This window comes from Allobosea sp. BH3 (genome assembly GCF_025499465.1).
Lineage (GTDB): Bacteria > Pseudomonadota > Alphaproteobacteria > Rhizobiales > Beijerinckiaceae > Allobosea.
Genome location: NZ_JAIMCA010000006.1, coordinates 130,789 through 156,792 on the forward strand (window position 1 = coordinate 130,789; position 26,004 = coordinate 156,792).

Sequence of the window (26,004 nt, forward strand, 5' to 3'; positions counted from 1 at the left end):
CGAATTCAGCAAGAGGAAAAGCCGATGGCGGATATCCATGTCACTCGAGAAAGGCCGGTCTGGCAGGACGGACGGGCGGTCGCGCTCCTCATGGCCGCCATGCTCACGACAATGGCCAATGCGACGATCAGCCCGGCGTTGCCCGGGCTTGAACGCTTGTTCGCCGACGATCCAAATGCTGCGATGCTGACACGGCTTCTCGTGCCGGCGCCGTCGCTGAGTGTCGCGCTCTGCGCTCCCTTCGCCGGGGTCGTCGCCGACCGGCTCGGGCGGCGCGCCATGCTGCTGGCCGGGGTCATCCTCTTCGTAATCTCGGGCAGTGCCGGCTTCATCCTACCCAATCTGCCGACGATCTTTGCGAGCAGGCTCGCCCTCGGCATCGCCGTCGCGCTCATCATGACGGCACAGACCGCCCTGATCGGCGACTACTTCACCGGCGAAGACCGCAACGCATTGACGGGGCTCCAGATCTCGGCTCGCAATTTCGGCGGGCTCGTCTTCATCTCGCTCGCCGGCTGGGCGGCCGCAACATCCCCTCGCCTGCCCTTCGCCGTCTACGGGCTTGCCGCTGTTGTCCTGCCGGTGATGTGGCTGTTCGCCATCGAGCCGCCACGCCCCCCGGCGAGCGGCGATGCCGAAGCGGCGGATAGTCGCGATGGCTCCCGATCCTGGCTGCTCCCGCTCGCCCTGCTGGTAGCGCTGCAGGCAATGACCAACATGATCTTCTTCCTGATGCCGACGCAGATCGCATTCTTTCTGGAAGCCCAAGGCTACGAGAGCGCGATCATGACCGGCACGGTGCTGGGCATGCTGATGATCTCGGGCGGCTGCTTTGGTCTGTTCTATTCGCGTCTCCAGCGCCTGAGCGGCTATGGAGTCCTCTTCGCGCTCGGCTATGCCGCCATGGCGCTGGGATTTGCGCTGCTGCCACACACGGCCGCTATTGCACCCCTGGTGGCAGCCGCGCTGCTCATCGGCGCGGGCTATGCGCTGGTTTCGCCAAGCTTCGTCGCCCTCGCGCTCAATCTGGCGCCGCGGCAATCCAGAGGACTTGCCGGCGGCATCCTGACCGCCTCGATCTTCATCGGCCAGTTCTGTTCGCCGCTGGCGAGCGCGCCGCTGATCGCGGCGCATGGCTATCGCGGCCTGTTCGAGGGAACCGCGCTGCTCCTCGCAGGAATGGTGGTGCTGGTCGGCGGCGTGATGCTTTTCCGCCGGAGTGCGTAAGCGGCCACCGCACGCTGTGAGGCGCCGCCGCACACAACAAAAAACCCGCCGGGAACCGGCGGGTTTTCAAAACGCAGCGAAAGGTCGAGATCAGATATCCTGCTCGCCCGCGAGCGCCGCCACCGGCGCGGGGCCGAGACCGTCCTTGTTGTAGATGTCGTCGCGGAACTGGACGCCGCCGTCCGGCGTCGCCCAGGCGGTGACGTAGACCCAGTAGCACGCCACCGGATCGGAGATGCGCGCGTTGATGCGCTCGCCGGACTGAATGACCTCGTCGATCTTGGCGCGGTCCCAGCCGGACGTGTTCTTCAGAAGCCAGGCGACATAGTCGCGCACGTTCTGGACGCGCATGCAGCCCGAGGAGACGAAGCGGAAATCATCGCCGAAGATGCCCTTCGACGGCGTGTCGTGCATGTAGACGCCGTGCGGGCTGGGGATGTTGATGCGCACGAAGCCGAGCGAATTGAAATCGCCGCCCGGATCCTGCCGGAAGGTGTAGCGCGTCGCCTCGTCCGAGTTCCAGTTCACATTCGCCGGCGAGATCTCGCCGCCGTTCGGCGAGATGATGCGGATCTTGTTCTCGGTGAGATAGGTCGGCTCCTTGCGCATCTTCGGGATCAGATCCTTGCGGATGATCGAGGCGGGAACCGTCCAGGTCGGGTTGAAATTGACTTCCGGGATCTTGGTCTGCAGCAGCGGCGACTGCCGGTCGATCTTGCCGACGCCGGCTGCGTGGCGCGTGGCGACATGGCCGTTCTCGACCGTCTCCACCATCGCGGCGGGGATGTTGGCGACGACATAGCGGCCGCCAAGATTGCCGGACCAGCTGCGCAGGCGCACGACGTTGGTTTCGAGCTGGCGGATGCGGCGGTCAATCGGCACGTTGAGCGCGACGATCGTGGCGCGGTTGATCGTACCCGTGGTCGAAAGCCCGACGCGGGACTGGAAGCGGCGCACGCCGGCCTCGACATACGAATCGTAGACGCTGCTTTCGCCTGCCGTCTCCTCGAGATCGCCCGTGACGATCAGGCGGCGGCGAAGAGCCACGACGCCCGGCCCCTTGGAACCGACTGCCATGCGCTCGGGAAGCTGAACCTGCGGCCAGCCGCCGCGCGCGGCGAGGTCGCGATAGGCCACGATCGCCTGTTCGGTCGCCTGCAGGGCTTCCGAGGACAACATCGGCGTCGAAGACCGCGCTACCGCATTGCGCGCGCCGGCATCATAGTTCTGACGCCATTCGGCCTGCTGGGCGAGAGCCGGCGCAGTTGCCACAGTGGCAACGCCCGACAGGAGACCCAGGACAGTTTCGCGGCGGGTCAGGCTCAATTGCGACATCTCTTCCCTCTTCAAGACCTAGAGCAGGCACTCGGACCGCACGAAAACGCCGCCGGCGAGGCAGCGCTCGCGGCGGCGGCCGCCACAAGCTGGCACTTGGCCGACGACGGTGTCGTAGCACGGTTAAAGAGGTGTGATGAGAGCGGCAAATTTAGGGCATGGCCGCGTTTTGCCACGCGCATGGCAGCAAAGCCACAGTCGACGCCAGAACATGCCAAAGCGGCCGGAACTTCATCCCGACCGCTTTGCAGGCAAGCGTAGCAAAAATCGGCGAAAGCCGCCGATTCTTCAGAGCTTATAGCGGATCTGATCGGTCCAGAAGCGCTCAAGGCGCAGCAGGGCGTTGTTCATGCGCTCGAAGTCGTCCGCCGCGATGCCGCCGATCTGCTCGACCGTGCGGACGTGCTTGTCGTAGACGCCCTTCACGATGTTGTGCACTTCCGAGCCCTTGTCCGTCAGGCTGATGCGGACCGAACGGCGGTCGATGCGCGACCGGGCATGGTGCAGGTAGCCGAGCTCGACCAGCTTCTTGACGTTGTAGGAGACATTCGAGCCGAGATAGTAGCCGCGGGTGCGCAGCTCGCTGGCGGAGAGCTCGGCATCGCCGATATTGTAGAGCAGCAGGGCCTGCACGCTGTTGACGTCGTCACGGCCACGACGCTCGAACTCGTCCTTGATGACGTCGAGCAGCCGGCGATGAAGCCGTTCCACCAGCGTCAGCGACTCAAGATAAAGCGGCTTCACCTTGAGCTCGACCTCACTGGTCTGAGCAACTTCCGAAGTCTTGACGCTCGCTTTCATTGTATATCCCGCCTGTTTTGCCTCGGCCGGATTTTTTCTTCCGGTCCGCTTCTGAAGAACACCATATGCGGGCACCGATGAAAACGAGTTTAAATATCAGGATGAATCAGGGATTTACCCCTTTGGGTGAATCGTAAGTGAAGCCAAAAACGCTTAAGCTAAAGCGAATCTTACTATGACTCGACGCAGTCGACTGATCAGACCGCATCGAGATGCTGGTGCTTGATCCGAGAACAAGCCAGAAAACCGCCTACCCGCCGTCGTTCTCCGCCGCCCAGGTCGCGATGAAGTAGACGGCGATCAGCGCGATGTAGATGCCGACGATCCAGGCTGTCATCGGCACGAAGCGCGGGAAGAGGAAGGCGAGCAGGAGCTGGCTGATCGCTGCCAGCAGCCAGAGCACGCCGCCCCAGGTCGAGGTCAGCCACAGGCCGACGGCGGCGACAAGGTCGATCACCGCGAAATAGACGATGATCGCCTGATAGCTGAGGAGGCGATTCTCGAAAGGCGGCTCGTGATTGCCGGGCACACCGAAGATCACCGCCCAGGCGGTCAGGCCTTTTGCCAGCCAGAAGGCCGAGACCAGACGCAGGAACCATACGAGCACCGTCCGCCAGCGGCTCTGCCGCCCGCTCTCCGCCTCACCGGCCTTGGCGCCCCGCAGGACATCGCCGTCACCGCCCAACCCCAAGCTCAACCCTCCAGCTTGAGTTCGTCGGCGCCGAGCGGCGCGAAATAGGCGTCGATGTCGTCCTGTCGCACGGCGTCCAGCGTCGCAGGCTGCCAGCGCGGCGCCTGGTCCTTGTCGACGACGACGGCACGGACGCCCTCGTAGAATTCGTGGCCGTGGGCGACCCGCGAGACGATCCGGTATTCGGTCCGCATCGCCTCGGCGAAATCGAGCGTGGCGCCGCGCCGCATCTGCTCGAACGCGATGGCGACGCTGGTCGGCGACTTGACCGCGATGGTCTGCAGCAGCTTGCTGGCGAAGGCGCTGCCACCATCGGCCGCCTTGCGCAGGCGCGTGAGAACCTCCGGCAGGGTCGGCGCGCCGAAGGCGTCGGCGATGACCGTGCGCTCGGGGTGGAGCGGACCGGGACCGCGATCGATCGCGAAGGGGGCGAGGATGTCGTCGAGCCCGCCGCGAGCGGTCAGGGCATTCGCAAGCTCGGCCATGCGCTCGCTGGCGACGGCATGGGTGACCAGGCCGAAGGAGGCGGCATCGGCGGCGCCGACGCGCTCGCCGGTGATGGCGAGGAAGCTGCCGAAGGAGTCCGGCAGGCGCGGCAACGCATAGGTCGCGCCGACATCCGGGAAGAAGCCGATGCCGACCTCCGGCATGGCGAAGAGATAACGGTCCCCGGCGATGCGATGGCTGCCATGCAGCGAGATGCCGACGCCGCCGCCCATGACGATGCCATCGATCAGCGAGATATAGGGCTTCGGGTAGGTCTTGATCCGGTGGTTGAGGATGTATTCCTCGCCCCAGAAGGCGAGCATGTCGGCATGCCGGCCCGCCTTGCCGGAATCGTGCAGCCAGCGGATGTCGCCGCCGGCGGAGAAGGCCTTCTCGCTCGTGCTGCTGACGACGACGCGCTCCACCTGCGGATCGTCCTCCCAGGCGTCGAGCGCACGGGCAAGTTCGCGGACCATGCCGAGGCTCAGCGCGTTCAGCGCCTTGGGTCGATTCAGCACCACGACGCCGGCGGCGCCGCGGATCTCGCAAATGATCTCCTGGTCCTGCGTCGTCATGGCCCGATCCCGCTCCCTGATGGGCTGCGGTTCTGGAAGGCGTGGGCAGGCTTGTCAACGCGACGGAGCGAGTGGCATGCCTTGGCCTGTGCGCACCGGCGACCGATCCTCCGCTCAACCGCCCGCTTGCGACCAAGCGTCCGGTTTTTGAATTGGTCCGATGTGATAAAGAGGCGCTGTCGAGCCTGCGCCCTTGACGTATCCGGGCCAGCTCCCTTTCGTCGCTCGAGGCAATCGCCATGGAATCCCGGGTCGCGCGGCCTTTCCCCGCCCCTCACTCCTCTGACGGCACCGCATCCGCGCCGTCGCTGGATCTCACCCGCCGCATGCGCCGCAACCGCAAGGCGGAATGGTCGCGCCGGCTGGTGCGCGAGTCGGTTCTGACGACGAACGACCTGATCTGGCCGATCTTCCTGATGGATTCTCCGCAGGCGCGCACGCCGGTGGAGTGGATGCCCGGCGTCGACCGGCTCAATATCGAGGAGGCCGTGCGGCAGGCGGCGGATGCAGCCGCGCTCGGCATCCCGGCCATCGCCCCCTTCCCCTTCGTCGACAAGGCGCTGCGTGACCCGACGGGCTCCGAAGCCCTCAACGCCAACAATTTGATGTGCCGCGCCGTGCGCGCCATCAAGGCCGAGGTGCCGCAGATCGGCATCATCTGCGACGCGGCGCTCGACCCCTACACCTCGCACGGCCATGACGGCGTGATGGATGGCGAGCGCATCCTGAACGATGCCAGCGTCGCGATCCTCGTCCAGCAGGCCCTGGCGCTGGCCGATGCCGGGGCCGACGTCATCGCCCCCTCCGACATGATGGACGGTCGCATCGGCGCGATCCGCGGCGCGCTGGATGCCTCGGGGCATGAGGACGTGCAGATCATGTCCTATGCGGCGAAATACGCCTCGGCCTTCTACGGCCCGTTCCGCGACGCGATCGGCACCAATGCGACGCTGATCGGCGACAAGCGCACCTACCAGATGGACCCGGCCAATGCCGACGAGGCCATCGCCGAGGTCGAACTCGACCTGCAGGAGGGGGCCGACATGGTGATGATCAAGCCCGGCCTGCCCTATCTCGACGTGGTGGCGCGGGTGAAGGACCATTTCCGCGTGCCGACCTTCGCCTATCAGGTCTCCGGCGAGTACGCGATGATCATGGCGGCGGCCGGCAATGGCTGGCTCGACGGCGAGAAGGCGATGGTCGAAAGCCTGATGGCCTTCAAGCGGGCCGGTGCCGACGGCGTCCTGACCTATTTCGCCCCACGCGTGGCGAAGAAGCTGAAGGCCGGGGGCTGACGCCAAGGTTTCCTTGCCCTGGCGGCGGCGCTACCGTCGCCGGACATGCGCCCGTTCCTCCTGCCGATTCTGGCTGTCCTGCTGTTCGCGCTGACCGGCTGCGGCGCAGCGTTCGACACTGACCAGACGCGGCTCTGCCGGCAGGCGATTCCGCCGCTCAACCCGCCCAACGCCCAGATCGAAATCGAGCGCGCGACAAACGGCCCTGTCTCGCGGTCGCTGCGGCTGTTCTACCGGGTTCGGCTTGGCGACGGCCTCGCACGTCATCGCAGCATCGACTGCCTCTTCGCGGGCGAGGGCAATGCGCTTGGCCGCGGCGCGCTGATCGGCATCGCCTCCGACGGGCGACCGATGTCGGATGCGAGCTTCTACCTCCTGCGGCGCTTCTACCTCGAGGACAAGGCCGAGCCGCCACCGGACCCAAGCGCTGCACGGGCCGGAGACCTGCCCGCCGTGCCGGCAGCCCTCGCCTACGGGCTGCAGCAAGGCCTGAGCGCCCTGCCATCGGCAGCGATCTATAGCCTGCTCGCGGCGGCATACGCGTTGGTCTACGGGCTCAACGGCCGGATCATCCTGAGCTTCGGCGAATTCGCAGCACTGGGCGCGCTCGCTTCGGTCATCGGCGTGGCGCTCGTGCTCTCGCTCGCGGTCTCGACGCCGCTCTCGGCGCTCCTCATCGCCTTCACCACCGCCATCCTCGCGGCGGCTCTGCACGGCTTTGCCATGGGGCGCTTCGTGCTGCGCCATCTCGAACGCGCCAGCGGCCAGCAGATGCTGATCGCGACCATCGGGCTCGCCATCGCGATGTCGGAATATCTGAGGCTGGCGCAGGGGCCGGAGCTGCGCTGGCTGCCGCCGGTCCTCAACACCCCGCGACCTCTCGTCCATGCCGGCGATTTCATCGTCACGCTCAACCCACTCTCGGCCGCGCTGGCCGCGCTCGGCCTCGGCACGGCTCTGGCGCTGGTCGTGCTGATCCGGAACACGGCCTATGGCCGGGCATGGAGGGCCGTGTCGGACGATGCGCGCACCGCCGCCCTCTTCGGTGTCGATGCGCGCGCGGTTCACGATGTGGCGGTCGTCATCGCCTGCGCCGTCTGCGGCATGGCCGGGGTGATCGTGACGGTGATCTATGGTGGAATGGGCTTTGCCGGCGGCTTCTCGCTCGGCCTGAAGGCGCTGGTCGCCGCGATCCTCGGTGGCATCGGCTCTGTCGGCGGGGCGGCACTGGGCGGCCTGATGATCGCGGCGTTCGAGGCGGCGTGGTCGGCGACGCTGCCGATCGAGCAGCGCGACCTGGCCGTCTACAGCCTGCTCGCGATCGTGCTGATCTTGCGCCCGGGCGGCATTTTCGGCGATGGCCAATTGTCGCCGCGGCAGGTCTGAACGAAACGGAGCGCAACATGAGCGAAACTTTCGCGATCACGCCCGAGGATATCGACGAGGCGGCCGCGCGCATCGAGGGGCATGTGCTGCGCACGCCGCTGGTGCCGGCCCCGCGCCTGTCCGAGCTGACCGGCGCGACCGTGCTGGTGAAGCACGAGAACATGCAGGCCACCGCGTCCTTCAAGGAGCGCGGCGCGGTCAACAAGCTCATCTCGCTGAGCGAGCGTGAACGGGCACGCGGCGTCATCGCCATGTCGGCGGGCAACCACGCGCAGGCCGTGGCGTATCACGCCCGGCGTTTCGGCATCCCGGCGACGATCGTGATGCCCGAAACGACGCCGCTGGTGAAGGTCGAGAACACCCGCGCCCATGGCGCGCATGTCGTACTGCATGGCGAGACGATCCTGGAATCGAGCCACAAGGCACATGAACTTGCCGGCGCCCAGGGCTTCGTCTTCGTCCATCCCTATGACGACGCCGCGGTGATGGCGGGCCAGGGCACGCTGGCGCGCGAGATGCTGACCGACGAGCCCGATCTCGACGCGCTGATCATTCCGCTCGGCGGCGGCGGGCTGATGGCGGGCAATGCCATCGCGGCCAAGGCGATCAAGCCCGGCATCGAGCTGATCGGCGTCGAGGCCGATCTCTACCCGTCCTTCTTCAACGCGGTGCACGCCGTGGACAAGCCTGTCGGCGGCCCGACCCTGGCCGAAGGCATCGCGGTCAAGAGCGTCGGCCAGCTGACGCTGCCGATCGTCTCCAGCCTCGTCTCCGACATCGTCCTCGTCGGGGAGGATCTGATCGAGCGCGCCGTCAACGCTTACGCCAGTCTCCAGCACAGCCTCGCGGAAGGGGCCGGCGCGACCGGGCTCGCCGCGATGCTGAAGGAGCCCGGCCGCTATGCCGGCCGCAAGATCGGGCTCGTGCTCACCGGCGGCAACATCGACACGCGCCTGCTCGCCGCGATCATGGTGCGGGAGCTGGAGCGGGAGGACCGCATCGTCGCCTTCCGGCTGACGACCAGCGACCGGCCGGGCCTGCTCGGCAGGATCGCGAGTCTGCTCGGCGAGGAAGGCGCGAACATCCTCGAGGTCAGCCACGGCCGGCTGTTCCTCGACCTGCCGGCCAAAGGCGTCTCCCTCGACGTCACGGTGGAGACGCGTGGCGCGGCGCATTCGCGCGCCATCGAGGATACGCTTGCAAAAAACGGCTTCGCTCCGAGGCGCATCCTGCCGCGAGGTCTTGCGGAACCGGGGCACTGATCAAACATTATCCGCCGAAGGTTGCATTCCGCGGCCCCAACGAAGGATCGAAGTCACGATGAGCGATACCCGCTATGGCCAGCCCCCGGTCACGGCGCTGGAACCGCGCCCTTACCAGAACGTCAGCGGCGTTCTGGGCTCGCGGCTTTTCGCCTGGTTGATCGACCTCGTCGCCCTGTTTTTCCTGGGCACGCTGGTCGTGGTGCTGCTGGTGGTGCTCGGCATCGTCACGTTCGGCGCGACCTGGCTGCTGATCCCGATCGCGACGGTCGCCACCGCGCTCGGCTACGCCGCGCTGACCATCGGCGGGCCGCGCCAGTCGACCTGGGGCATGCGCGTCGCCGGGCTCAAGGTCGAGACCGCCGATGGCGGCCGGCCGGACGGGCTCGCCGCCGCCGTGCATGCGCTGCTGTTCTACGTTGCGGCCGGCACCTTCGTGCTCTGGCTCTGCGATGTGGCGTGCGGCTTCGCCCGCTCCGACCGGCGCATGATCCACGATCTGCTTACCGGGCTGGTGGTGGTGCGCGCCTAGCGCGCTGAATCAAACAGGGAACGCGTGCGCGCACCCTCAAGCAACTTGATCCATGTCAGAAGCGGAGCGCCAGCCACGGGCAAGCTGCGCCACCATTGTTGCGGGTGCCTCCTTCGGTGATACATTGAGAGGCGCAGCCTTTCCCGGAGCCAGCCGACGTGACGCGCCCGTTGCGGGATGCCCCGCAATTCTATCTGACCTCCCCGACTGCGTGCCCCTACCTGCCGGGGCGCGAGGAGCGGAAGGTTTTCACGCATCTGGTCGGCTCGCGGGCGCGTGAGCTCAACGATGTGCTCTCGCAGGGCGGGTTCCGCCGCTCGCAGAGCATTGCCTACCGGCCTGCCTGCGAGACCTGCCGGGCCTGCGTCTCGGTGCGCATCTGCGTCGACGATTTCCGCCTCTCGCGCGGCTTCCGCCGGGTTCTGGCCCGCAACGGCGACCTGATCGGCGAGGCGCTCTCCCCTCAGCCGCGCTCGGAGCATTATTCGCTGTTTCGGGCCTATCTCGACGATCGTCACCCGGATGGTGGCATGGCGACCATGTCGGCGCTGGATTTCGCGATGATGGTCGAGGACACCCATGTTCAGACCCATCTGATCGAATATCGCCGGCGCGGCCCCGATTCCGGCTTCACCGGCCGCGGCGAAGGGGATCTCTTCGCGATGGCGCTGACCGACACGCTCGGCGACGGCCTCTCGATGGTCTATTCGGTCTACGATCCCGCGCTGGAACCGCGCTCGCTCGGCACCTTCATGGTGCTGGACCATGTCCAGCGCGCCCGCCGCCTCGGCCTGCCTTACGTCTATCTCGGCTACTGGGTCGATGGCTCACCCAAGATGTCCTACAAGTCGCGCTTCCTGCCGCAGGAGCGGCTGATGCCACAGGGCTGGGAACGGTTCGACCAGAACCTCCCCGCCGACTGAACAGGCATCGTTCCGCCCGCTCGCCTCAAAGCGACCTGTCGCCTTAATAGTAAATCAAGCCGGACAGCGCATGATTGCGCCTGCTGCTGTGCCGTGGGGGGACTTATGCTGCGTAACCTGACCCGGATGCCGGCCGACATGTCGTCGGACTCGCGCCGGCAGCTTCTGCATTCCGTGACCGATCTTTTCCTGCTCGATCGCGATCCCAACGAGGGATCGAAGGATCATTACGGCCAGATCGCGCTGAGCTCGCTCTCCTATCTCGGGGAGGAGGAGCGCAAGGGCTATGCGGAGCGCGTGGCGAGCCTGTCGACCCTGCCGCACAATGTCGCCGTGTCGCTTGGCAGCGACAACAGCATCGAAGTCGCGCAGCTCGTACTGACTCTGTCGCCGGTGCTGACCGACACGGACCTCGCCGCAATCGCCGTCACCCAATCCCCTAAACATCTCGTCGCCATCGCCGAGCGCGCCAGCCTCTCGGAGAACCTGACCGACATCCTGGTCGAACGCGGTGACAACGAGGTGCTGCACACGGTCAGCGCCAACAAGGGCGCACTCTTCTCCGACCGTGGCTTCGACCGGCTGCTCGAGCGCGGCAACGGCGACTCCGCCGTCACCGGCGCACTGGCCCGCCGCTCGGACCTGTCGCCGAGCCGGGCCCAGCGGGTGCTCTGGATCGTCGGCCAGCTCGCCGAATCGGCTGGGCCGGACGGGAAGCCGGTGGAAAACGTCTCGTCGCTGGCCAAGCAGGCGCGCCAGCAGCGGCTGGAGGTGAAGCTGCTGCTCGCCGACGTCGCCGCCAAGGTACGCGAAGTCGACGACGTGCTGACCATGCTGGCCGACGAGGACCGCGCCTACCATCTCGCGCAGGTCCTCGCCCAGGTCGCCGACATCACCATCGAGCAGGCTCTGCGCGTGCTGATGCGGCGCGATGCCAGCGGCATCGCGGTGACCTGCCGGTCGCTGGGCATCGGCACGACGGCCTTCCGCGCCATCCTGCAGCTTAGGGCGCGCCGGCTCTATTTCTCCTCGCTCGACATCGACGACGATGTCGACGGCTACACCAAGCTCGACCTCAGCACCGCCGAGCGGACGCTGCGTTTCCTGAAGCTCCGGACCAAGATCGCTTGAGGCTAGAGCCGGGTGATAGAGAACGCGTGATCCGCTCGAACTGCTCCGCAATCCGAGCGGCGCGTGCTCTAGCGCCACAAAACCGCGACATTCGAGCCGCGTCATGCTAGCTTTCCGCAGGGCGCTCCTGCGCGAGGATGGCTTCGACGTGAGATTTCCGCTTCTTTCCGCTGCCGCGCTTTCGGTTCTGTTCGGCAGCGCAGCGCAAGCGCAGACCTTCTTGCCGCTTTCGGGTTTCGGCGCCCTGCCCTCCTTCGCCTGGGACGCCCCGTCGCTTTCCCCGAGATGGGAAGGCTCCTATGCGCGCATATCCTCCGGCTTCCAGGTCACCAGCTCGAAGCATATGCGCACCAGCGCAGGGCCGACCTTCGGGCTCGAAGCCGGCACGATGCGGCAGGAGGGGAATTTCGTCTACGGCGTGGTCGGCGCGCTCGAATACGCGCCGGCGATCGGCGGTTACGGCTATCCGAGCTTCGGCAACGTCGCCTATACCCGCGATTTCGCTGGCGCCTTCCAGGTGAAGACCGGCGTGCTGGTGACGCCCGACGTGCTGCTCTACACTAAGGTCGGCCTCTCCGCCGGCAACGAAACCTGGCGCTATGGCGCGACGTCCTTCTCCGCGCCCTTCAGCCGCAGCGACATCGCCGTGAGGCCGGAAGCCCGCGCCGGCGTGGAATGGGCCGTGACCAACAAGCTCACGCTCGGGCTCGAGGTCGGCGTCGTCGGCCGGCCGATCCGCTAAAAAGCCTGATCCAAACGCTTGCGGAATTGATTCCGCTTTCAGCAACAAGTCCTTGAACCGGCATCATTCTCGGGCTTGACCCGAGCATGATGCCCTGTCCCTCTCGGACTACCCGCCGAACGTATTGCTCTTCGGGAAGCCCTTGGGCGGCAGGCGGCCGGCCTCGCCGCGATGGCCGAGCCATTCCGTCAGATCGGCCTGTGCCACCGTCCAGGTGCGGCCGGAGGTGTCGAGCCAGGTCAGCCCGTCCGCGAGATTGAAGGTCCTCGCGTCGGAGACGCCGCCATCCTTGTAGCGCTGCAGGCGCACGCCCTTGCCGCGGCCCATCTCGGCCACTTCCGAAATCGGGAAGCAGATGAGCTTCCGGTTCTCGCCAATGATCGCGACGTGATCGCCATCAGCCGGTGCGGCGAGCAGCGCCCGCACCGGTGCATCGACATTCAGCACCTGCCGGCCCTTGCGCGTGTTGGCGACGACATCGTCGGCGGGGGCGACGAACCCCCTGCCCTCGCTGGTCACCATCAGCAGTTTCGAACCCGGCTTGTAGGCGAAGGCGGCTACGAGATCGGCGGTCTCCTCCAGCTCGATCATCAATCGGATCGGGTCGCCGAAGCCGCGGCCGCCGGGCAGCTTCGAGGCGTCGAGCGTGAAGACCTTGCCGTTCGAGGCCAGCACCAGCACCTTCGCCGTCGTCTCGGTGAAGAATGCCGTCTGGAGCGCGTCGTCGCCCTTGAAGGTGAAGCTGGAACGATCCTGCACATGGCCCTTCAGCGCGCGGATCCAGCCCTTCTTCGAGATGACGACAGTGATCGGCTCGCGCTCCACCATGGCCTGGGTCAGGTCGATATCGGTGGTGTCGGGCATATCGGCGAAGTCGGTGCGGCGCTTGCCGATCGCCGTCTCCGGGCCGAAGGTCTTCTTCACCTGGCGGATGTCCCAGGCGATGGTCTTCCATTGGGTCGCCTCGGAGCCGAGCAGTTCCTCGATCTGCTCCTTCTCCTTGGTCAGCTCATCCAGCTCGGTCTTGAGCTGCATCTCCTCGAGCTTGCGCAGCGAGCGCAGGCGCGTGTCGAGGATGGCGTTGGCCTGAATCTCGGTCAGCTCGAAGGCGCGCATCAGCTCGACCTTCGGCTCATCCTCCTCGCGGATGATCTTGATGACGCGGTCGAGGTCCAGATAGACGATCAGGAGGCCGCGCAGGATCTCCAGGCGCTTCTCGATCTGGCCCAGCCGGAAGCGCGAGCGCCGTAGCAGCACGTCGCGACGATGGTCGAGCCACGCGCGCAGCGCCTCGCTGAGGCCCAGCACGCGCGGCACCAGCCCGCCGGTCAGCACGTTCATGTTCATGGAGATGCGCGATTCGAGCTCGGAGAGCCGGAAGAGCGATTCCATCATCAAATTGGGATCGACGTTGCGGGCGCGCGGCTCGATGACGATGCGGATGTCTTCCGCGGATTCGTCGCGCAGGTCCCCGACCAAGGGCAGCTTCTTGTCGTTGAGCAGTTCGGCGATCTTCTCGATCAGCCGCCCCTTCGAGACCATGTAGGGGATCTCTGTGACGACGGCGAGCCAGGTGCCGCGGCCCTGATCCTCGACATGCCAGCGCGCACGGGTGCGGAAGGCGCCGCGGCCGGTGCGGTAGGTTTCCGCCATCGAGGCGCGGCTCTCGACGATGATGCCGCCGGTCGGGAAATCCGGGCCCGGCACGAAGGTCATGAGCTGCTCGGAAGAGGTCTCCGGGTGCTGGATCAGATAGAGCGCGGCGTCGCAGAGCTCGGCTGCGTTGTGCGGCGGGATCGAGGTCGCCATGCCGACCGCGATGCCCTGCGAGCCATTGGCGAGCAGGTTCGGGAAGGCGGCCGGCAGCACCACCGGCTCCTCGTCCTCGCCATTGTAGGTCTCGCGGAAATCGACCGCGTCCTCGTCGATGCCATCGAGAAGCAAGCGCGCGACCTCGGTCATGCGCGCTTCGGTGTAGCGGTAGGCCGCGGCGTTATCGCCGTCGATATTGCCGAAATTGCCCTGACCGTCGACCAGCGGGTAGCGCTGGGCGAAGTCCTGAGCGAGGCGCACCAGCGCGTCGTAGACCGACTGGTCGCCATGCGGGTGGAACTTGCCGATGACGTCGCCGACGATGCGGGCGCATTTCTTGTGGACCTGGCCGGGGTCCAGCCGGAGCAGCCGCATGGCGTGCAGGATGCGGCGGTGGACAGGCTTCAGCCCGTCGCGCGCATCCGGAAGGGCGCGGTGCATGATGGTGGAGAGCGCATAGGCGAGATAGCGCTCCTCGAGCGCCGATTTCAGGTCGATGCGCTCGGCCTCGTCCTCCGGCGGCGGATCGACCGGCTTGCCCATACGTTGTCAGCCCTCATGCTGTCCAAAATTCGCGCGGCTTCTATGGCACAGCCCGAATCACCCCGCCAGAACGATGCCGCCCCGCGCCCATGCACGCAAACGCAATGACCTACCGGAATCACTCAAACGGTGGATGATTCGGGCAAGATGCGTGCGGCAAATTCGACCAGCCGCGCCCGCTCCGGCGGCTCGGGCAGGCCGCGCGACTCGAACAGGTGGCGGCGCAGGAAATGCCCGGTCAGCGCAAAGCCCGCCAGGAGATCGGCGGGAGACGGCGCACGGGCACCCTGTCCCTCGGCGAGGAAGGCCGGCAGCGCCAGCAGCCGGTCGAGATAGGGTTCTGCAGCACGGCGGCTGACCGCCTTGCCCGATTTCGGCGAGACGTGACTGAGATCGTCCGGAGAGCCGGTGACGGCACAGCGCGCGAGATCGAGCCCGAAGCCGAGTTCCGACAGCATGGCGAGCTCAAAGCGTATGACGAGCGCCGGGGCGAAGCTGGGCTCGTCGAGATGGGCGATCAGGACCGACAGGCCCTCATAGAGGCCGGGATGCGGATCGCGCTCCGGCAGCAGGCGCAGCAGCGCCGACACCGTCGCAAGCCCATAGAGTGCGACGGGTGTCGCCATAAGCCGCGCGACATGAGACGTCAGAAGCTCGACCCTGTATTCGCCGAGATGCTCATCGAGCCGGGCGCGCCAGGTCAGGGATACGCTGTTGCCGGGCTGGAGCAGCGGCTGCGTCTTCTGCGAGCGCCCCCCCCTGACGAGGCCGAGATGGCGGCCGTGCTCGCGGGTCATGACCTCCAGGATCACGGCGCTCTCGCCGTGAGCCTTGAGGCCGATGATCGTGCCTTCGTCGGTCCATTCCATCGGGTTCAGTTAGGACGAATGGCCCGGCGGTGGCCAGCGCTTCCTGTCACGCTACGTATTGCGCGATCCCGCCGCCGAAGGACCAGTCCTCCCGCTTGACCTCGACGAGGTTGATGAAGATGTCGTCGGGCTTCAGTCCGGGCTCGCGAGCAAGGTTCTCCGCGATCGCCGCATAGAGCTTCTTCTTCTGCGTCACGCCGCGCGTGTTGGCGACAGTCAGCTGGATGACGACCAGGCCCGCAGTGCGATTGAAGCCGAAATAGTTGGCGTCGAAGACGAACTCGTCGGCGTCATGCTGGTGCACGACGGCGAAGAGATCCTTCTCCGGCACCTCGAACGTCTCCCGCAGCGCCCTGTAGACCCCGTCGATGATGGCGGCGGGCTCGGAAGCCGGCCGGCCGCGGCGCATGGAAATCCGGATCAGAGGCATGGTTCTCTCCTTCAGTGGCGGCTCGCCGGCCGCGGTTTGATATCGAGAAGCTAGCCTTGAATGATAAATCCATAAATCGTATCTATAGGTATATCAAAAATACGGATTTATGATTTATGGGTTCACCAGTACTCGATGTGGAGGCGGTTGCCTCCTTCCTGCAAGCCGCCGAGCTGTCGAGCTTCACCCGCGCAGCCGAAGCGCTCGGCTCGACGCAATCGCTGGTCAGCACCCGCATCAAGCGACTGGAGACGGCGCTCGGAAAACTGTTGCTGCAGAGGCATCCGCGGCTTGTTCGGCTCACCTCCGAAGGCGAACGCTTCCTGCCAGTGGCCCGCGCCTTCCTGGAGGCCCATAACCGAGCGCTCGCGATCTTCAGCGAGGCACCAGAGCGTGTCGCCATCGGCATCAGCGAGCAGGCGGCCGGCTCCGACGTCCCCATGCTGCTCTCCCGCCCGGCGGCGCGCGACCCCAACCTCATCGTCAATCTGCGGATCGAGCCATCGAGCCAGTTGGAAATGGCCTATGAGGCGGGCGACCTCGACGCAGTCCTCATCCGCAGGATTGGCGCAGGCCGAACAGGCGAGGTGCTGCGCGAGGACGATCTCGGCTGGTTCGCCTCCCCCGCGCTCGCGCGTCGAGAGGACAGGCCGCTGCCTCTTATCAACCTCGTCGCCGAATGCCGGCTGCGACAGCACGCCATCAATGCGCTCAACCGGCAGGGCATCGACTGGCGCGAGGCCTTCATCGGCGGCGGGATGGCCGCAGTGCAGGCCGCGCTGACCGGCGGCCTCGGCGTCGCAGCGCTCGCGACGCGGATCGCCCCGCCCGGCACCGTCGACGTCGGCCCGGAGTGGGGGTTGCCGGCGCTCGGACGCTCGCAGGTCGTTCTGCGCAGCAACGCCGCCACGCCGCGCGGGCGAGCCTTCGTGCGCGAGCTTGCGGCGGCGTTCCGCGGCTAGTCGTTACCCGATCACCCGCTCCACGCGGCTGATCACGCGCTTCTCGCGCAGCTCGCTGATGATCGCGGAGAGGTGCTTCAGATCCCAGACCGAGAGGTCGATGGTGACGTCGGTGAAATCCGGGTTGGGGCGGTTCATCTGCACGGCGTCGATGTTGCCGTCGTGTTCGGCGATGGTCGTCGTCACCTGCGCCAGCGAACCGGGCTCGTTGATCGACTTCAGAGCGATGCGGGCCGGGAAGCGCTGCGGCACCTTGTCGTCGAGGTCCCAGCGCACATCGAGCCAGCGGTCGGGCTCGTTGTCGAAGGCGGCGAGCGCGGTCGACTGGATCGGATAGATCGTCACCCCCTCGCCCGGCGTCAGGATGCCGACGATGCGGTCCCCCGGCACGGCCCCGCCCTCCGGGGCGAAGCGCACCGGCAGGTCACGGCCGAGGCCTCGGATCGGGATGGCGCTGTCGGATGGGTCCTCGCCCGGCAGCTTGAACTTGAGGTTCTCCCCCTGGCGCAGCTCGAACCAGCCCTTGCCGTTGCTGTCAGCCGCAGCGGGCCTGGCCTCGGGCGAAGTACGCTTTTCGGGCTCCAGATCGGGATAGACCGCCTTGACGACGTCACCCGAATACATCTCGCCGCGCCCGACGGCGGCGAGCACATCGTCGACCGTATTGCGGGCGAGGCGCTTCAGCGCGGCCTTGAGCTTGTCGTCGGAAAAGGCGCGCTCGGCGCGGGTGAAGGCGCGTTCGAGGATCTGGCGGCCGAGCCCGGCATATTGCCGGCGCACAGCAGCGCGGGTGGCGCGGCGTATGGCGGCGCGGGCCTTGCCGGTGACGACGAGGGATTCCCAGGCCGCTGGCGGCGCCTGCCCCTCGGCGCGGGTGATCTCAACCTCGTCGCCATTCTGCAGTTCGGTCAGCAGCGGCGCGATGCGGCCGTTGATCTTGGCGCCGACCGCACTGTTGCCGACATCGGTATGGACCGCATAGGCGAAGTCGATCGGGGTCGCGCCCCGCGGCAGCGCGATCAGGCGCCCCTTGGGCGTGAAGCAGAAGACCTGATCGTGGAAGAGCTCGAGCTTGGTATGCTCGAGAAACTCCTCCGGGCTGTCTCCCTCGGCCAGCAGGTCGACCGTGCGACGCAGCCATTGATAGGCGCGGCTCTCATCGCCGAGCCGGATGGCTTCGCCGGGGCGGCCATCCTTGTAGTGGGCGTGGGCCGCGATGCCATATTCGGCGATGCGGTCCATGGAGTCGGTGCGGATCTGAAGCTCGACGCGGCTATGGCCGGGACCGACCACGGTCGTGTGGATCGAACGGTAGTCGTTCTGCTTCGGCGTCGAGATGTAGTCCTTGTAGCGGCCCGGAACCATCGGCCAGGTCATGTGGACGATGCCGAGGACGCGGTAGCAATCCTCCGGCCTCGCGACGATGACGCGGAAACCGAAGATATCCGAAAGCTGCTCGAAGGAGACGGATTTCCGCTCCATCTTCTTCCAGATCGAATAGGGCCGCTTGCGCCGGCCGAAGACCTGGGCCTCGATGCCGCTCGCATCGAGCTTTTCCATTAGATCCGCCTCGATCGCGCCGATGACTTTGCCCTCGCGGGCTGTGACCTCTTCCAACCGCTTGGTGACGGTGGCATGGGCCTCCGGCTTGATGTGACGGAAGGAGAGTTCCTCCAGCTCCTCGCGCAGCTCCTGCATGCCCATGCGGCCAGCGAGCGGGGCGTAGATCTCAGCCGTCTCCTCGGCGATGCGCAGGCGCTTCTCGGGCGGGACGAAGTGCAGCGTGCGCATGTTGTGCAGCCGGTCGGCGAGCTTGACCAGCAGCACGCGGACATCATCGGCGATGGCGAGCAGCAGCTTGCGGAAGTTCTCGCCCTGCGCGGCCTTCTTAGAGACGAGGTCGAGCTTCTTGATCTTGGTGAGGCCGTCGACGAGCCGGCGGATATCCGGCCCGAACATGCTCTCGATCTCCTCCAGCGTCGCGGCCGTGTCCTCGACGGTGTCATGGAGGACGGCGGCGACGATGGTGGCATCGTCGAGCTTGAGATCGGTGAGGATCGCCGCGACTTCGAGCGGATGAGCGAAGAAAGGATCGCCCGAGGCGCGCTTCTGCGTGCCATGCGCACGCATGGCATAGACATAGGCACGGTTGAGCAGATCCTCGTCCGTGTTCGGATTGTAGCTCCTGACCCGGTCAACGAGCTCGTATTGCCGCATCATGCCCATAAGGGCCTCAGTCTTCTTTTTCCGTCGTCGCGACGGTCGATTATTCGCTCAGGCATGCGGGGCGGCAAGGAGGTTTCCGGTGGCGGGCACGAAAAAGCCCGGCATTGCCGGGCTTTAGCTGGTAACAGTGAAGAAACGATGCACGCGCGACGGGATCAGTCCTCGTCGTCGGCGCTTTCGGTCGGCGGCACGAGGCCGTCGAGGCCGCGCAGCAGGTCATCCTCGCTCATGCGGTCGAACTGAACCTCCGAATCGGGAGTCGAGGCGCTCTGGCCGGGCGCGGCGAGCAGCGGGACCGTCTCGGCCTCGGGCTCGTCGACCTCGACGTGCTTCTGCAGCGAGTGGATCAGGTCTTCCTTCAGATCCTCGGGCTTCAGCTTCTCATCGGCGATCTCGCGGAGCGCGACGACAGGGTTCTTGTCGTTGTCGCGCGTGACGAGGATCGAGGAGCCCGACTGGATCATCCGCGCGCGGTGGCTGGCGAGCAGCACCAGCTCGAAGCGGTTCTCGACCTTGTCGATGCAATCTTCAACGGTAACGCGAGCCATGGGCGGCTTCTTCCGATCTCGGCGATGCAGGGAAGTTGATTGGGCACGGCCTTACAGCCAAAGCCTCCGCGATGCAAGAATTTCGCGTTTCTCCGGTCAGCCCTCTCAGGCGCGCATGCGCCGCATCATGTCGTCGAGCGTCGGCTCCCGCAGCGTGCCGTCCTCTCCCTGCCTGGCGACGCCCATCGCCGGCAGCTCATGCCTTGGAATATCCGCGAAGCGCATCCGCATCGTCGTCGCCACGCCTTCGCCGAAGGCAATCGCCTCGCGATTGCCGATGGAGGAGAGGAAGCTGATCGTGCTGGCGGAAGCGTCCGAAATCGCCGAGCGGATGATCTGCTGGTCGCGCTCGTTGGCGAGCCGCATCGCGAAAATGGTCGAACACTGCGACAGAATGGTCGGGTCGAGTTCGCCGGGGCGCTGCGTCACCACACCGAGATAGGAGCCGTATTTGCGGCCTTCCTTGGCGATGCGGGCGATGGCCTGCCGCGTCGGCGCAAAGCCGAGCGCCGCGTCGGAGGGAACGTAGCGATGCGCCTCCTCGCAGAGCACGAGAATCTCGCAGGCGCCCTGACTCGCCATGGCAAGGTCGAAGGCGAGCCGCGACAGCACCGAGGCCACCGCATTCACCACCTCGCCCGGCAGCCCGCCAAGCTGGAAGGCGGCAATCGGCCGGCCATGCATCGGGATGCGGAAGATCTGGCTGATGATCGGGGCGATCGTCTCGTACATGTTGGCGCGGCCGAACATGAAGCGGTAGCGCGGATCGGCGTGGAGCGATTCCAGCCGCACCTTCAACGAGCGCAGGGCGGCGCGGGGCCAGCGCTGCTCATGCAGGCCGATGAGCTCGTCGATGACGGCGAAGGCGTCCTTGAGGCGGTACGGCACCGCCATGTCGATGGAAGAAGCCTGCGGCGGCGGCTCCTGGCCGGGCTTGGTGGCGCCCATATCGAGCGGGCGCTTGAGGACAGAAGAGCCGAGGTCGCGGGCCAATTCGGGGCCAGTCGGGACGCGATAGCGGCCTCGGGCAGCCGCGATCACCTCACGCAGGATGTCCGGCTCGTCATCGAGCGGCGGGCGGCCACGGAAGACGACGTCGGCCAGTTCCTCCTGCCTGAACATCCAGAATGGCAGGTCGAGCGCATCGCCGTCGATCGTCAGGGCGAGATCGGGGAAGGCGCTGGCATATTCGTTGTGCGGGTCGAGAATCAGCACGCGCAGCCGCGGGCGCACCGCGACGGCCCGGCGCAGCAGCAGCGCGACCGCGCTCGACTTGCCGACGCCGGTCGTGCCCACGAGCGCGAAGTGCCGGGACAGCATGTCCTGGACGCTGACGGTCGCGGGAATGCTCGCATCCTGCGTGATGTGGCCGATCTCGACGCCAGCGCGGTCCCCGAGATCATGGACGAGGGCGAGGTCTCCGGTCCGGATGCGATGAGCGATGGCGCCGACCGGCGGATAGGAGGTGATGCCGCTCTGGAAGCGGAGCCGACCGTCCTGGCTCTCCTGCACCTCTCCGAGAAACTCGACGTCGACATGGATCGGGTTTTCGCCGGCCTCGCTCCAGTCGGTCGCGACCGCGTGCACCTTGTAGACCAGCGCCACGATGCGGCTGTCGCCGAGATTGATCGAGACCATCCGGCCGATCGCCCAGATGTCCATCGGCCGCCAGCCACCGCTGGACACAGCACTCAGGATCGTGGCGCGGGAGCCGTCGCAGGCGATCACCCGGCCGATAGCGCGCTCAGGCGGCTGCTCGGTCTCGCGCCGATCCGGCTCGATGTCAGTCTCGAAAGTGGCGTTCTTCAGGGGGAGTTGCATCGATCCCGCTCGTTGTTGCCCCGGTTCGGTCGGCCCTTAAGCAGAGGCTACAGCAGCGCGGTTACGATTGCCTTCACCGCCGCGCCCATCTGCCGATTGGGGTTAGCAAATCGCAAACGCCCATTGCTCGTGGAGCCTTGTCAGTCCCGATCGATCGCAATTCGTGAGCCCAGCCATGACAATCCGTGCATTGAGCCGGCGATGCGCTTTCGTCTAAGGACAAGGGAACGAATGGGGGCTTTGCATCATGGCCGAGCGGCTACGTCTGGGCGTCAATATCGACCATGTCGCCACGGTGAGGAACGCACGCGGCGGCACCCTGCCCGACCCGGTGCGCGCGGCGCATCTGGCGGTCGCAGCCGGCGCTGACGGGATCACCGCCCATCTGCGCGAGGACCGGCGCCATATCCGCGATGCCGACATGGAGCGCCTCGCCGCCGAACTGACGCGTCCGCTGAATTTCGAGATGGCCGCCACCGACGAGATGATCGCGTTGGCGGAGAGGCTCAAACCCCATGCGGCCTGCCTAGTCCCCGAAAAGCGCGAGGAACGCACTACCGAGGGCGGGCTCGACGTCGTCGGCCAGAAGGCAGAGCTGAGGCCGCGTATCGCCCTGCTGAAGGCGGCGAGCTGCCGCGTCTCCCTGTTCATCGAGCCCGACGAGGCGCCGATCGCGATGGCGGCCGAGCTAGGCGCCCCCGTCGTCGAACTGCACACCGGGACCTGGTGCCACGCCGTTGCGGACGGCCTGGCAGCGAAGGCCGAGGCCGAATTCCAGCGGCTGGCGCGCGGCGCCGCGTTCGCCGCAAAGCTCGGCATCGAGGTCCATGCCGGGCACGGGCTGGACTACGACACGGCTCGCAAGCTCGCGGCCGTGCCGGCCTTCGTCGAATTCAACATCGGCCATTTCCTGATCGGCGAAGCGATCTTCGTCGGGCTCGAGGCCGCGATCGGCCGCATAAGGCAGGCCATGGATGAGGGGCGATCCGGGCTGCCCGGCTGAGGCAGCCCGGCCGAAGCCCCGCGGCTCTGCTCAGGCCGCGGGCGCCGTTCCGGTCACAACGCCGTGCGGCTCCTCGCTCAGCCAGCGATAGATCATCCCGCCGAGCGCGCCGCCGATCAGCGGCGCCACCCAGAACAGCCAGAGCTGACCCAGAGCCCAGCCGCCCACGAAGAGCGCCGGCCCCGTGCTGCGGGCGGGATTCACCGAGGTATTGGTCACAGGGATGCTGACCAGATGGATCAGGCAGAGCGCAAGCCCGATCGCGAGCGGCGCGAAGCCCGAAGGCGCCTTGCCATGGGTCGAGCCCATGATGATGAAGAGGAACATCATCGTCATGACGACCTCACAGAGGAAGGCCGAGACGAGATCGTATTTGCCGGGCGAGTGCTCGCCGAAGCCATTCGCGGCGAAGCCGCCTGAGAGACTGAAGCCGGGCGCGCCGCGCGCGATCGCATAGAGGACGGCGGCCGCCGCTATCGCGCCGACGACCTGCGACACGATATAAGGAACGACCTGTCCGCCCGGGAAGCGCCCGCCGGCCGCGAGGCCGATCGTCACCGCCGGGTTGAGATGGCAGCCCGAGACGTGGCCGATGGCATAAGCCATCGTCACCACCGAGAGACCGAAGGCCAGCGAGACCCCCAGCAGACCGATACCGACATTGGGAAAGCCGGCGGCGATGACCGCGCTGCCGCAGCCGGCGAAAGTCAGCCAGAACGTGCCGATGGCCTCGGCAACATATTTCTTCGTACCCATGGGCGTATCCTCCAGAGTCGAGACGGCTGCGATGCTGTTGGGGAAACACAATGTCGTCAACTTGATCGTCAACTTGCCGCAAACCGTATTCAGACCCTGTTCCTGCCGTCTTCCCTGCTCGAACTGGCAAGCTTCAGGTATTCGCCATCTCACAGCATCGATCCCCCGCGCCGCGCTTGCGCGTTGTCGCAGACGCGATAGTCGGCTAGACCGCGCTGAATTGCAGTGTCAGGAGCGCCCGCGTGGCCAACGAAGTCGACAGCAAAACCAAGGCGGCCAAGGAAGAGGGCGGCATTCTCGAGACGATCAAGGTCGTCGTGCAGGCGCTGCTCATCGCGCTGGTCATCCGCACACTGCTGTTCCAGCCCTTCAACATCCCCTCGGGCTCGCTGATCCCGACGCTGCTGATCGGCGACTATCTCTTCGTGTCGAAATATACCTACGGCTATTCCAAGCACTCGATCCCGTTCAGCCCGCCGCTGTTCTCCGGCAGAGTCTGGGCGGCAGAGCCCAAGCGCGGCGACATCGCCGTGTTCAAGCTGCCGACCGACAACTCGACCGACTACATCAAGCGCGTCATCGGCCTGCCGGGCGACCGCATCCAGATGATCGAGGGCGTGTTGAACATCAACGGCCAGCCTGTGAAGCGCGAGCGCATCGCCGACTTCGTCACGCCCGACAACTGGGGCCGGAGCGTCTCCGTGATCCGCTATCGCGAGACACTGCCGAACGGCGTCAGCCACGAGATCATCGAGCGCGAGGGCGATACCGGCAGCTTCGACAACACCCCGGTCTTCCAGGTGCCGCCCGAGCATTTCTTCATGATGGGCGATAACCGCGACAACTCGCTCGACTCGCGCGACCGCAGCGTCGGCTACGTGCCCTTCGAGAATTTCGTCGGCCGCGCCGAGATCATCTTCTTCTCGATCGAGGACGGCGCCTCGGCCTGGAAGATCTGGGAATGGCCCTATACGGTTCGCTGGAACCGTCTGTTCAGCACCATCAAGTGAGCAAGGCGGGCGAAGGCGGGCGCAAGGCGCCGGATACCGCGCGGCTTGAAGCCACGCTCGGCCACAGCTTCACGGACAAGGCACTGCTGACCACCGCGCTCACCCATATGAGCGCCGAGGATTCACGGCTGGCGAGCTATCAGCGGCTCGAATTTCTCGGCGATCGCGTGCTCGGCCTCTCGATCGCCGACATGCTGTTCCGGCGCTACCCCCAGGCGGAGGAAGGCAATCTCTCGCGCCGCCTCGCCGATCTCGTGCGCAAGGAGACCTGCGTCGAGGTGGCAGAGGGCTGGAATCTCGGCCAGTTCATGCGGCTCGGCGAAGGCGAGATCCTCGGCGGGGCGCGCAAGAACAAGGCGATCCTGGCCGATGCCTGCGAGGCCATCATCGGTGCTGTCTTCATCGACGGCGGCTACGAGGCGGCGCGCGGGCTGATCGAGCGCGCCTTCGGCGAACGCATGATGAAACCTGTCAGGCCCTTGCGGGACGCCAAGACCGCCCTGCAGGAATGGGCACAGGGCAAGGGCTACCAGACGCCGACTTACAGCGAGCGTGGCCGCTCGGGGCCGGACCATGCGCCGGTCTTCGTCGTCGCCGCCCGCATCAACGGGCTCGCCGACGCGGAAGCGCGCGGCCCATCGAAACGACTGGCCGAGCAGGCCGCGGCCGAGGCGTTCCTGAGGCGCGAAGGCCTGTGGAACGAAAATCCGGAGAGCGACAATGACTGAAGCGGCAGAGCCCACACGCTGCGGCTTCGTCGCGCTGATCGGCGCGCCGAATGCCGGCAAATCGACGCTGCTCAACCAGCTCGTCGGCGCCAAGGTCTCGATCGTCTCGCGCAAGGTGCAGACGACGCGCACGCAGGTGCGCGGCATCGCGCTCTCGGGCGCGGCGCAGGTGATCTTCGTCGACACGCCCGGCATCTTCGCGCCCAAGCGCCGGCTCGACCGAGCCATGGTGACGAGCGCCTGGGGCGGCGCCACCGATGCCGACCTGATCGGCGTGCTGATCGATGTCGCCCGCTTCGACCACGAGGAGAACACGGCGCTGCTGGAGAGGCTCGCCGAGCTGAGGCAGCCGAAGTTCCTGATCCTCAACAAGATCGACACCGTGCCGAAGGAGAAGCTCCTCGAAGTCACCACCAAGGTGAACGAGCGCGGGAACTTCGAGGCGACCTTCATGGTCGCGGCGCTGACCGGCTATGGCGTCAAGGACATCCTCTCCTGGCTGGAGAAGCGCCTGCCGCTCGGTCCCTGGCTTTATCCGGAGGACCAGATTTCGGACGCGCCGCTGCGCTTCCTCGCCGCCGAGATCACCCGCGAGAAGATCTTCGAGCGACTGCACGACGAGCTGCCCTACCGCTCCACGGTCGAGACCGAGAGCTGGCAGCAGAAGCCCGACGGCTCGGTCAGGATCGAGCAGACGATCTATGTGGAGCGCGAGGGCCAGCGGAAGATCGTGCTCGGCGAAGGTGGCCAGACGATCAAGGCGATCGGACAGAAGGCACGCGCCGAGATCGCCGAGGCGGCCGAGGCCAAGGTGCATCTCTTCCTGTTCGTGAAGGTGCGCGAGAACTGGAGCGACGATCCCGAGCGCTACCGCGAGATGGGGCTGGACTTCCCAAAGGGCTGACACACC

The 26,004-nt window shown here is 66.3% G+C and carries 24 protein-coding genes; 13 read left to right on the top strand and 11 right to left on the bottom strand.

The window, feature by feature from the left end; all coding sequences use genetic code 11:
* The first annotated feature begins 24 nt into the window (after nucleotides 1–24).
* Nucleotides 25–1,227, top strand: a complete 1,203-nt coding sequence (locus BoBH3_RS20360; RefSeq protein ID WP_262332686.1) for an MFS transporter — start codon at nucleotides 25–27, stop codon at nucleotides 1,225–1,227.
* Between the two features lie 90 nt (nucleotides 1,228–1,317).
* Here BoBH3_RS20360 and BoBH3_RS20365 read toward each other — a convergent pair whose 3' ends face one another.
* The 4 genes from BoBH3_RS20365 to BoBH3_RS20380 all read right to left on the bottom strand — a co-directional run bounded on the left by BoBH3_RS20365 (nucleotide 1,318) and on the right by BoBH3_RS20380 (nucleotide 5,115).
* On the bottom strand, nucleotides 1,318–2,562 hold the full coding sequence (locus BoBH3_RS20365; RefSeq protein WP_262332687.1) for a L,D-transpeptidase family protein: 1,245 nt from the start codon (nucleotides 2,560–2,562) through the stop codon (nucleotides 1,318–1,320).
* 288 nt (nucleotides 2,563–2,850) lie between these two features.
* Nucleotides 2,851–3,363, bottom strand: a complete 513-nt coding sequence (gene ldtR, locus BoBH3_RS20370; RefSeq protein ID WP_262332688.1) for a transcriptional regulator LdtR — start codon at nucleotides 3,361–3,363, stop codon at nucleotides 2,851–2,853.
* 250 nt (nucleotides 3,364–3,613) lie between these two features.
* Nucleotides 3,614–4,054, bottom strand: a complete 441-nt coding sequence (locus tag BoBH3_RS20375) for a DUF6163 family protein (protein WP_262332689.1) — start codon at nucleotides 4,052–4,054, stop codon at nucleotides 3,614–3,616.
* A gap of 2 nt (nucleotides 4,055–4,056) precedes the next feature.
* Complete coding sequence (locus BoBH3_RS20380; RefSeq protein WP_262332690.1) at nucleotides 4,057–5,115, bottom strand: enoyl-CoA hydratase/isomerase family protein; 1,059 nt, start codon at nucleotides 5,113–5,115, stop codon at nucleotides 4,057–4,059.
* A 239-nt stretch (nucleotides 5,116–5,354) separates the two neighbouring features.
* Here BoBH3_RS20380 and hemB point away from each other — a divergent pair, with 239 nt between their 5' ends.
* The 7 genes from hemB to BoBH3_RS20415 all read left to right on the top strand — a co-directional run bounded on the left by hemB (nucleotide 5,355) and on the right by BoBH3_RS20415 (nucleotide 12,386).
* Nucleotides 5,355–6,410 carry a porphobilinogen synthase gene (gene hemB, locus BoBH3_RS20385; protein ID WP_262332691.1) on the top strand — a complete coding sequence of 352 codons (1,056 nt, stop codon included), beginning with the start codon at nucleotides 5,355–5,357 and terminating at the stop codon, nucleotides 6,408–6,410.
* Nucleotides 6,411–6,455: 45 nt separating this feature from the next.
* Complete coding sequence (locus BoBH3_RS20390) at nucleotides 6,456–7,796, top strand: branched-chain amino acid ABC transporter permease (RefSeq protein WP_262332692.1); 1,341 nt, start codon at nucleotides 6,456–6,458, stop codon at nucleotides 7,794–7,796.
* A 17-nt stretch (nucleotides 7,797–7,813) separates the two neighbouring features.
* Complete coding sequence (locus tag BoBH3_RS20395; RefSeq protein ID WP_262332693.1) at nucleotides 7,814–9,058, top strand: threonine ammonia-lyase; 1,245 nt, start codon at nucleotides 7,814–7,816, stop codon at nucleotides 9,056–9,058.
* Between the two features lie 58 nt (nucleotides 9,059–9,116).
* Entirely contained in the window at nucleotides 9,117–9,590 is a 474-nt protein-coding gene (locus BoBH3_RS20400) for an RDD family protein (RefSeq protein ID WP_262332694.1), read from the top strand.
* Nucleotides 9,591–9,748: 158 nt separating this feature from the next.
* On the top strand, nucleotides 9,749–10,513 hold the full coding sequence (locus tag BoBH3_RS20405; protein WP_262332695.1) for an arginyltransferase: 765 nt from the start codon (nucleotides 9,749–9,751) through the stop codon (nucleotides 10,511–10,513).
* A gap of 105 nt (nucleotides 10,514–10,618) precedes the next feature.
* A complete protein-coding gene (locus BoBH3_RS20410; protein WP_262332696.1) occupies nucleotides 10,619–11,644 on the top strand; it encodes a DUF2336 domain-containing protein in 1,026 nt (341 codons plus the stop codon).
* A gap of 103 nt (nucleotides 11,645–11,747) precedes the next feature.
* Complete coding sequence (locus BoBH3_RS20415) at nucleotides 11,748–12,386, top strand: outer membrane protein (RefSeq protein WP_262332697.1); 639 nt, start codon at nucleotides 11,748–11,750, stop codon at nucleotides 12,384–12,386.
* 108 nt (nucleotides 12,387–12,494) lie between these two features.
* Here BoBH3_RS20415 and parC read toward each other — a convergent pair whose 3' ends face one another.
* From parC to BoBH3_RS20430, 3 genes are all read right to left on the bottom strand, one after another.
* Complete coding sequence (gene parC, locus BoBH3_RS20420; protein ID WP_262332698.1) at nucleotides 12,495–14,741, bottom strand: DNA topoisomerase IV subunit A; 2,247 nt, start codon at nucleotides 14,739–14,741, stop codon at nucleotides 12,495–12,497.
* Nucleotides 14,742–14,863: 122 nt separating this feature from the next.
* On the bottom strand, nucleotides 14,864–15,610 hold the full coding sequence (gene recO, locus BoBH3_RS20425; protein ID WP_262332699.1) for a DNA repair protein RecO: 747 nt from the start codon (nucleotides 15,608–15,610) through the stop codon (nucleotides 14,864–14,866).
* 46 nt (nucleotides 15,611–15,656) lie between these two features.
* The gene (locus BoBH3_RS20430; protein WP_262332700.1) at nucleotides 15,657–16,040 is read right to left on the bottom strand and encodes a tautomerase family protein; all 384 of its coding nucleotides are present in this window, start codon (nucleotides 16,038–16,040) and stop codon (nucleotides 15,657–15,659) included.
* A 116-nt stretch (nucleotides 16,041–16,156) separates the two neighbouring features.
* Here BoBH3_RS20430 and BoBH3_RS20435 point away from each other — a divergent pair, with 116 nt between their 5' ends.
* Complete coding sequence (locus BoBH3_RS20435; RefSeq protein WP_262332701.1) at nucleotides 16,157–17,002, top strand: LysR substrate-binding domain-containing protein; 846 nt, start codon at nucleotides 16,157–16,159, stop codon at nucleotides 17,000–17,002.
* 3 nt (nucleotides 17,003–17,005) lie between these two features.
* On the opposite strand, the gene BoBH3_RS20440 is transcribed toward BoBH3_RS20435, so the two are convergent.
* The 3 genes from BoBH3_RS20440 to BoBH3_RS20450 form a co-directional block, all read right to left on the bottom strand.
* Complete coding sequence (locus tag BoBH3_RS20440) at nucleotides 17,006–19,222, bottom strand: RelA/SpoT family protein (RefSeq protein WP_262332702.1); 2,217 nt, start codon at nucleotides 19,220–19,222, stop codon at nucleotides 17,006–17,008.
* 161 nt (nucleotides 19,223–19,383) lie between these two features.
* Nucleotides 19,384–19,776, bottom strand: a complete 393-nt coding sequence (gene rpoZ / locus BoBH3_RS20445; RefSeq protein WP_262332703.1) for a DNA-directed RNA polymerase subunit omega — start codon at nucleotides 19,774–19,776, stop codon at nucleotides 19,384–19,386.
* A gap of 105 nt (nucleotides 19,777–19,881) precedes the next feature.
* Nucleotides 19,882–21,597, bottom strand: a complete 1,716-nt coding sequence (locus tag BoBH3_RS20450) for an ATP-binding protein (RefSeq protein WP_262332704.1) — start codon at nucleotides 21,595–21,597, stop codon at nucleotides 19,882–19,884.
* Nucleotides 21,598–21,844: 247 nt separating this feature from the next.
* On the opposite strand from BoBH3_RS20450, the gene BoBH3_RS20455 reads away from it, so the two are divergent.
* Nucleotides 21,845–22,600 carry a pyridoxine 5'-phosphate synthase gene (locus BoBH3_RS20455; RefSeq protein ID WP_262332705.1) on the top strand — a complete coding sequence of 252 codons (756 nt, stop codon included), beginning with the start codon at nucleotides 21,845–21,847 and terminating at the stop codon, nucleotides 22,598–22,600.
* Between the two features lie 30 nt (nucleotides 22,601–22,630).
* Here BoBH3_RS20455 and aqpZ read toward each other — a convergent pair whose 3' ends face one another.
* Nucleotides 22,631–23,356 (bottom strand): aquaporin Z, encoded by a 726-nt coding sequence (gene aqpZ, locus BoBH3_RS20460; protein ID WP_262332706.1) that lies wholly within the window; start codon nucleotides 23,354–23,356, stop codon nucleotides 22,631–22,633.
* Nucleotides 23,357–23,598: 242 nt separating this feature from the next.
* On the opposite strand from aqpZ, the gene lepB reads away from it, so the two are divergent.
* The 3 genes from lepB to era are packed head-to-tail and all read left to right on the top strand — an operon-like array spanning nucleotide 23,599 to nucleotide 25,998.
* The gene (lepB, locus tag BoBH3_RS20465; RefSeq protein WP_262332707.1) at nucleotides 23,599–24,366 is read left to right on the top strand and encodes a signal peptidase I; all 768 of its coding nucleotides are present in this window, start codon (nucleotides 23,599–23,601) and stop codon (nucleotides 24,364–24,366) included.
* On the top strand, nucleotides 24,363–25,094 hold the full coding sequence (rnc, locus tag BoBH3_RS20470) for a ribonuclease III (RefSeq protein WP_262332708.1): 732 nt from the start codon (nucleotides 24,363–24,365) through the stop codon (nucleotides 25,092–25,094). Before lepB ends, rnc begins: the two co-directional genes overlap by 4 nt.
* Nucleotides 25,087–25,998, top strand: a complete 912-nt coding sequence (gene era, locus BoBH3_RS20475; protein WP_262332709.1) for a GTPase Era — start codon at nucleotides 25,087–25,089, stop codon at nucleotides 25,996–25,998. Before rnc ends, era begins: the two co-directional genes overlap by 8 nt.
* Nucleotides 25,999–26,004 lie beyond the last annotated feature (6 nt).

Excerpts from the sequence above, each read along its gene's own strand:
- parC (WP_262332698.1), bottom strand. The coding sequence starts at position 14,741 with ATGGGCAAGCCGGTCGATCCGCCGCCGGAGGACGAGGCCGAGCGCATC.
- BoBH3_RS20400 (WP_262332694.1), top strand. The coding sequence starts at position 9,117 with ATGAGCGATACCCGCTATGGCCAGCCCCCGGTCACGGCGCTGGAACCG.
- BoBH3_RS20450 (WP_262332704.1), bottom strand. The coding sequence starts at position 21,597 with ATGCAACTCCCCCTGAAGAACGCCACTTTCGAGACTGACATCGAGCCG.
- recO (WP_262332699.1), bottom strand. The coding sequence starts at position 15,610 with ATGGAATGGACCGACGAAGGCACGATCATCGGCCTCAAGGCTCACGGC.
- BoBH3_RS20410 (WP_262332696.1), top strand. The coding sequence starts at position 10,619 with ATGCTGCGTAACCTGACCCGGATGCCGGCCGACATGTCGTCGGACTCG.
- rpoZ (WP_262332703.1), bottom strand. The coding sequence starts at position 19,776 with ATGGCTCGCGTTACCGTTGAAGATTGCATCGACAAGGTCGAGAACCGC.
- BoBH3_RS20390 (WP_262332692.1), top strand. The coding sequence starts at position 6,456 with ATGCGCCCGTTCCTCCTGCCGATTCTGGCTGTCCTGCTGTTCGCGCTG.
- BoBH3_RS20380 (WP_262332690.1), bottom strand. The coding sequence starts at position 5,115 with ATGACGACGCAGGACCAGGAGATCATTTGCGAGATCCGCGGCGCCGCC.
- BoBH3_RS20365 (WP_262332687.1), bottom strand. The coding sequence starts at position 2,562 with ATGTCGCAATTGAGCCTGACCCGCCGCGAAACTGTCCTGGGTCTCCTG.
- BoBH3_RS20430 (WP_262332700.1), bottom strand. The coding sequence starts at position 16,040 with ATGCCTCTGATCCGGATTTCCATGCGCCGCGGCCGGCCGGCTTCCGAG.
- era (WP_262332709.1), top strand. The coding sequence starts at position 25,087 with ATGACTGAAGCGGCAGAGCCCACACGCTGCGGCTTCGTCGCGCTGATC.
- BoBH3_RS20440 (WP_262332702.1), bottom strand. The coding sequence starts at position 19,222 with ATGATGCGGCAATACGAGCTCGTTGACCGGGTCAGGAGCTACAATCCG.
- BoBH3_RS20435 (WP_262332701.1), top strand. The coding sequence starts at position 16,157 with ATGGGTTCACCAGTACTCGATGTGGAGGCGGTTGCCTCCTTCCTGCAA.
- aqpZ (WP_262332706.1), bottom strand. The coding sequence starts at position 23,356 with ATGGGTACGAAGAAATATGTTGCCGAGGCCATCGGCACGTTCTGGCTG.
- ldtR (WP_262332688.1), bottom strand. The coding sequence starts at position 3,363 with ATGAAAGCGAGCGTCAAGACTTCGGAAGTTGCTCAGACCAGTGAGGTC.
- BoBH3_RS20395 (WP_262332693.1), top strand. The coding sequence starts at position 7,814 with ATGAGCGAAACTTTCGCGATCACGCCCGAGGATATCGACGAGGCGGCC.
- BoBH3_RS20360 (WP_262332686.1), top strand. The coding sequence starts at position 25 with ATGGCGGATATCCATGTCACTCGAGAAAGGCCGGTCTGGCAGGACGGA.
- BoBH3_RS20455 (WP_262332705.1), top strand. The coding sequence starts at position 21,845 with ATGGCCGAGCGGCTACGTCTGGGCGTCAATATCGACCATGTCGCCACG.
- BoBH3_RS20415 (WP_262332697.1), top strand. The coding sequence starts at position 11,748 with ATGCTAGCTTTCCGCAGGGCGCTCCTGCGCGAGGATGGCTTCGACGTG.
- hemB (WP_262332691.1), top strand. The coding sequence starts at position 5,355 with ATGGAATCCCGGGTCGCGCGGCCTTTCCCCGCCCCTCACTCCTCTGAC.